This is a genomic window from Pseudoalteromonas sp. TB51 (genome assembly GCF_000498055.1).
GTDB classification, from domain to species: Bacteria; Pseudomonadota; Gammaproteobacteria; order Enterobacterales; family Alteromonadaceae; genus Pseudoalteromonas; species Pseudoalteromonas atlantica.
The window spans coordinates 1-4,684 of record NZ_AUTO01000121.1 but is presented as its reverse complement, the minus strand read 5'-3'; the positions used below and the strand labels follow the sequence as shown (position 1 = coordinate 4,684).

Below are 4,684 nucleotides of genomic sequence, written 5' to 3'. Positions count from 1 at the left end.
CGGTGATCACCTACGGTGACGATTATTCACAAGCACGTATTTCTCCATTTAGAGACTACCCCGGTATGCAAAAGCCAAGCGTAGGTTGGACGCCATCAATTGCCCCGTCAGGCATGGCGTATTACGGCTCTAAACACGCCGCATTCCCTTCACTTGCACAACATGTGCTCATCACGACGCTTGTAGATAAAAAGCTCTACAGCGTTAATCTGGCTAATGGCGAATTCACCCAGTCACACATATTTCCAGAAGCAACAGGAAGATTAAGAGATGTGTATGTGACCACTGAGGGTAATGTAGCAGTATTAATGGATGGGAAAGATGCTGAGCTGATGTTGGTAAAGCCAAAGTAGTTCACAAAGAGGATTAGAGGCGCTTTGCTATAATAGCGGCTTAAGGGAGCCGCTTTAATCACTCACAATCAGACAATGGTTCACTAATTGTCAGTGTATTAGTACTAAAATCTAATCTAGCTTGGTATTTTCTAAAAAATGGAGAGCCTAATAACCCATGTATTGTATCGCCACCACCAGCGGCCTGAACATGGTCTAGGTTGAGTGATACAAACTCTGTACTTTGATACAACTGGCCTGCCAATTCAAATTTAAAAACGTCTATTAAGCCCATTTCGTGTTTGGCTGTACCTAAACCTGCGGCATTTTCCTCGCTTAGTTTTTCTTGTATTCCAAGCTTGTTAATACATGCTCTATCTAAAACAGATGCACCCGCCGCTGTATCTAAAATTAAACATACTGTATGCCCATTTATTTTAGCTTGTATTATTTGATGACCTGTTTCTGTTACTTCAAATTTCAAACTTGTGGTTTTAACTAATTCCATGAATGTTCCTTATTTAAGTTAATTGAAAACACTCTACTACAGTTCCCCTATAAAACGATTGTATAAATAGTAAGACAGTGGCTTTTCACTTACTTCCCATTTGTAGTTAACACATGGCTTATAATTCTGAAGCTAAAAATACAAAAAATAATTTTCTTAAAGCCAATTTATGCACAAAGAGGACTAGAGGCGCTTCGCTTTTAGAGAAATATAATAGCTTAAATAAAGATGCTTTGGGCTAATAGCAACTTGATGTCTGAAGTCAAGATTTGACCCCTTTGTTTCTTTCTTTATTTCTTCAACAGCCAAATTCAATTAAAAAACGAGCTCCTGTAATTAACTCTAAGCGTTTTTAAAGCATTAGGAAATTTATTTTTAGAACCCATAAACAGGCTGTTTTTCTTAAACATGAGTAATTCTAAAGCCTCAACGCCGTTTTAAGCGGCCAATTGCTGTTGGTTAAAATGAGTGAGGCACGAACAAATAGCGAACTGTAATTTGTCCGACTTGAAAACCCTTGTTAGGCTTCTTTACTCTCAAATATGCTATCAAAAGCTGCATTTATTCTTTGAATATTATCATTTAACGCATCAACAAATGTTTGGGAATTTTGATCATTTTCAAGCTCGCCACGAAGAGCAATTGTCATTGGTGGTAGTAGTGATAAAAGGCGACTATGCTCACTCAGGCATTTTTTTGCAAAAGTCATATGTAAAGGTTGTAATATAGACTTCTGTTCTTCTAAGCTCACAGTACTCCGATTAATAATACTTTCTTGGATTTCGTAGTTTTTATTTAAGTAGTCAAAAGTTGCTTGATTATTGTGTCCTTGAAGATTTAACTCTTTCATCATTGAAATGATTCTATCTTTTTCTTTTTTAGCTGAATCTATAGTTGCTTGATATATTTCAATAGCTTTTTTGTGCTCTAAAGCCACAGCTCTTTCTTGCATTAATTTAATAAAAACTTCCGCCGTTTCAGCGGAATAATTTAAAACAGCCGCAACTGATTCTTCTTTTGCTGCAAGGTAGGATTTGGCAACAATTCCACTATGATCTGATATTTGAATTTCTATTTCTTTTTGTGTGAAATCTAAATTCATTAATTTAGGAATTATTCCTAATACATCAGCAAATGACCTAGCTACGTTTAAAAACACTTCTTTCTTTAAGGCTAACTTTTGCTCTGATTGATACTTTTGCTTTTCGTGTTCAAGTAACGCAGTTTGTCGTTTTTCATTACCTTTATTTGTCCACAAAACACCAAGAAATGTAAGTAAGGACGCAATGACTGCACTCCAAATCACATTAGGCAATTTTGAAATTAACTCGATAAAAGATTCCATGCACTGCATCCTTGAGAAGCCTAACAACTTTGTATACGACATTTGTCGCTTTATAAATCAACAAATATCCAGATATTTAATCTAATGTAACCAGCGAATAAGCACCTGTAAACAATTAGTTAGCTCTCACGTAAATTTACGGGATGTTGAAAAGCATCAAAATGGTGGAGATGAGTAATATTGGACAAATAAATTACAAAACATAGTCTTTTCCCTTCGCTTTTAAACTGTAAGCTTCAAGTTTTAACTCAGAATAAAAAGCCGCTGTTCATAATAAACAGCGGCTTTTCTACTTAAAGCTGATAGCTAAAAACTAATAGCTAAACCTTAAACTTTCCCAATCACTTCAAGGCCACCCATGTATGGGCGTAATACTTCTGGTACTACTACTGAACCATCGGCTTGTTGGTAGTTCTCTAGTATGGCGACTAGTGTACGGCCAACGGCTAAGCCTGAACCATTTAGTGTATGTAGTAACTCTGGCTTTTTAGCACCTTCACGGCGAAAACGTGCTTGCATACGGCGCGCTTGGAAATCGACCATATTTGAACAAGACGAAATTTCGCGGTAGGTATCTTGCGCCGGTAACCATACTTCTAAGTCGTATGTTTTAGCTGCTCCAAAGCCCATGTCGCCCATACATAAAATTACTTTACGGTATGGTAGTTCTAGTGCTTGTAGAATTTGCTCTGCGTGGCCTGTTAGCTCTTCAAGCGCTTGCATTGAATCTTCTGGTTTTACTAGTTGAACTAGTTCAACTTTATCAAACTGATGCTGGCGAATTAAGCCGCGTGTATCGCGACCGTAGCTGCCCGCTTCACTTCGAAAACACGGCGTGTGCGCAGTTAAGCGAATCGGTAAATCGCTTTCTTCGTAAATTTCGTCGCGTGCGCTATTAGTAAGCGGTACTTCTGCTGTTGGGATTAAGCTAAAGCCAGCTTGTTGTTCACCGTCGTCGTTTACTAGGCCTAATGTATGGAATAAATCGCCTGCAAACTTAGGTAATTGACTTGTACCGTAAAGGCTTGCGCTATTTACTAAGTACGGTACATACATTTCTGTATAGCCGTTTTTATCTGTGTGGGTATCTAGCATGTATTGCGTAAGTGCACGGTGCATACGCGCTACTTGGCCACGCATTACTGTAAAACGTGCGCCACTAATTTTAACGCCCATTTCGAAGTCTAGGCCGTTTAGGTCTTGGCCTACGTCTACGTGATCTTTTACTTCAAAGTCGTACTTTTTAGGCGTGCCCCAGGTAAGTATTTCAACGTTGTCCTCTTCATCAGCGCCTTCTGGTACTGATTCGTCTGGCAAGTTTGGAATTGCTAAAGCAATTTCGTTAATGGCGTTGAGTACTTCGTCTTGCGCTTTTTTAGTTGCGTCTAATTCGCTGCCTAAATTTGCCACTGCGTCTAGTAGTGGTTGTGCGTCTTCGCCTTTTGCTTTTGCTTGGCCAATGGCTTTAGCACTGGCGTTACGTTGACTTTGAAGCTCTTGCGTTTTTACTTGTAATGTTTTGCGTTGTTCTTCAAGTTCTGTCACTTTTGCAACATCAAGCTCGTAGCCACGAGCCGCTAAGCGTGCTGCAGTTTGCTCAACGTCTTGTCGTAAATATTTAGAATCTAACATGTTAGTTTTTTAACCTTTTTGCATTACCAGCTGAAGGCCCAGCCAAGCCATAAAAATACAGATCATCACATTTAAGATGATATTGAGGGCCATTTTAATAAAGTGACCTTGTTGTAATAACAACAACGAGTCCATTGAGAATGTTGAAAAGGTGGTTAACGCACCTAAAAAGCCAATACCAATAAGGGTTTTAGCGGGGCTTGTGGCGATAATTTCTTTCTCTATCAAACCGTACAAAATGCCCATTAACAATGAACCCAGAATATTAACCGTCAACGTGCCAAAAGGGAATCCCCTACCAAGGAGTTTTAGCATGGTTTCGCTAATAAAAAAACGTAAACAGGCCCCTGAGGCGCCGCCAAGGGCGATCATCATATAAAGTTTAATCATTTTCGTATCGTTTAAGTGGGCTTTGCGCGTCGCGATCTTTTAAGTAATCAAGCTTTTGCTTAATTTTTTGCTCAAGGCCACGATCGCTCGGTAAATAATAGTGTTTGTCTTGAATTTCTGGCGGTAAATATTTTTCACCAGCGGCAAAGGCACCCTCTTCGTTATGTGCGTAGCGATACTCGGCGCCATAGCCTAAATCTTTCATTAGGTTTGTAGGCGCGTTTCGTAAATGCTCTGGCACTGGGTAGCTTGGCTCGTTTTTGGCATCAGCCTTTGCTTGGTTAAATGCCATATAAACGGCATTACTTTTAGGTGCGCTGGCTAAATATAAAGTGGCTTGAGCAATGGCGCGTTCGCCCTCGCTTGGGCCTACACGCTGAAATATATCCCATGCGTTTAACGCCACTTCCATTGCCCGTGGGTCGGCATTACCTATGTCTTCTGTGGCAATGGCAAGTAAACGCCTGGCTACATAAA

General features: G+C 39.7%; 4 protein-coding genes and 2 pseudogenes (1 of these 6 cut by a window edge). 1 reads left to right on the top strand and 5 read right to left on the bottom strand.

Going from position 1 to position 4,684, the window contains the following annotated elements; translation table 11 throughout:
* A pseudogene (locus tag L650_RS0106105) lies at positions 1 to 353 on the top strand (PQQ-dependent sugar dehydrogenase); it begins 832 nt to the left of the window's first position.
* Positions 354 to 411: 58 nt separating this feature from the next.
* Here L650_RS0106105 and L650_RS0106100 read toward each other — a convergent pair.
* From L650_RS0106100 to L650_RS0106080, 5 genes and pseudogenes are all read right to left on the bottom strand, one after another.
* Complete coding sequence (locus L650_RS0106100; protein ID WP_029772536.1) at positions 412 to 840, bottom strand: retropepsin-like aspartic protease; 429 nt, start codon at positions 838 to 840, stop codon at positions 412 to 414.
* A 520-nt stretch (positions 841 to 1,360) separates the two neighbouring features.
* Positions 1,361 to 2,185 carry a hypothetical protein gene (locus L650_RS0106095; RefSeq protein WP_029772535.1) on the bottom strand — a complete coding sequence of 275 codons (825 nt, stop codon included), beginning with the start codon at positions 2,183 to 2,185 and terminating at the stop codon, positions 1,361 to 1,363.
* Between the two features lie 327 nt (positions 2,186 to 2,512).
* Entirely contained in the window at positions 2,513 to 3,817 is a 1,305-nt protein-coding gene (gene serS / locus L650_RS0106090; protein ID WP_029772534.1) for a serine--tRNA ligase, read from the bottom strand.
* A gap of 9 nt (positions 3,818 to 3,826) precedes the next feature.
* A complete protein-coding gene (gene crcB / locus L650_RS0106085) occupies positions 3,827 to 4,207 on the bottom strand; it encodes a fluoride efflux transporter CrcB (RefSeq protein WP_004586743.1) in 381 nt (126 codons plus the stop codon).
* Positions 4,200 to 4,684: pseudogene (locus L650_RS0106080) on the bottom strand (recombination factor protein RarA); the annotation flags it as partial. The pseudogene L650_RS0106080 and the gene crcB, both read right to left, overlap by 8 nt.

Coding starts and splice junctions, on each gene's coding strand:
- L650_RS0106100 (WP_029772536.1), bottom strand. CDS start 840: ATGGAATTAGTTAAAACCACAAGTTTGAAATTTGAAGTAACAGAAACA.
- L650_RS0106095 (WP_029772535.1), bottom strand. CDS start 2,185: ATGGAATCTTTTATCGAGTTAATTTCAAAATTGCCTAATGTGATTTGG.
- serS (WP_029772534.1), bottom strand. CDS start 3,817: ATGTTAGATTCTAAATATTTACGACAAGACGTTGAGCAAACTGCAGCA.
- crcB (WP_004586743.1), bottom strand. CDS start 4,207: ATGATTAAACTTTATATGATGATCGCCCTTGGCGGCGCCTCAGGGGCC.